Origin of the sequence: Achromobacter sp. Marseille-Q0513 (genome assembly GCF_018195695.1) — a bacterium.
GTDB lineage: Bacteria > Pseudomonadota > Gammaproteobacteria > Burkholderiales > Burkholderiaceae_B > Achromobacter.
This window is the reverse complement of record NZ_JAGTJY010000407.1, coordinates 1-794: the sequence shown is the minus strand read 5'-3', so window position 1 is coordinate 794 and position 794 is coordinate 1. Positions and strand designations below refer to the sequence as shown.

Annotated in this window: 1 protein-coding gene; it reads right to left on the bottom strand. The window is 67.8% G+C overall.

The genetic code is table 11. The annotated features are described in order from the left end of the window. Positions 1-137: 137 nt before the first annotated feature. On the bottom strand, positions 138-794 hold a 657-nt coding region (gene map / locus KDH83_RS30955; RefSeq protein ID WP_212322904.1), incomplete at its 5' end, for a type I methionyl aminopeptidase.

Genomic DNA, 794 nt, shown 5'->3' with positions numbered 1-794 from the left:
CGTCGATGCGCCGCAGTTCGGACAGCAGCGTGTCGGGGCGCTCGTGTTCGCGGAACTGGGCCACCGCCGTCCGCCGGGATTCCTGGATGCGTTCGCGCAGGGAGGCGAGGGGGGCGGCGGTCATGGTGGCGGCTGCGTCAGACGGCGGGGATGACGAGGGGTTCGGTGATGAAGGCGGGCGGCTGGGGCATGCCCGGCGACAGGGTCAGCACCTCATAGCCGGTATCGGTGACGCAGACAGCATGCTCCCATTGGGCCGACAGGCTGTGGTCGCGCGTCACGACCGTCCAGCCGTCGGACAGCTGGCGGATTTCGCGGCGGCCGGCGTTGATCATGGGCTCGATGGTGAACAGCATGCCCGTCACCAATTTCACGCCCGAGCCCGGCTTGCCGTAGTGCAGCACCTGCGGGTCTTCGTGGAAGCGCTGGCCGATGCCGTGGCCGCAGAACTCGCGCACCACGGAAAAGCCGTTGGCTTCGGCATGCTTCTGGATGGCGTGGCCGATGTCGCCCAACGTGGCCCCGTTTTTCACCTGCTGGATGCCCTTCCACATGCACTCGAACGTGACGTCGGTCAGCCGGCGCGACAGGATGGACTGCTCGCCCACGGGGTACATGCGGCTGGTGTCGCCGAACCAGCCGTCCTTGATGATGGTGACGTCGATGTTCAAGGCGTCCCCGTTTTTCAGGACCTTGTCGCCCGGAATGCCATGGCAGACCTGGTGGTTGACCGAGGTACAGCTGGCGCCGGGGTAGGGCGGGTAGCCGGGCGGGGCGGCGCCCAACGCGGCGGG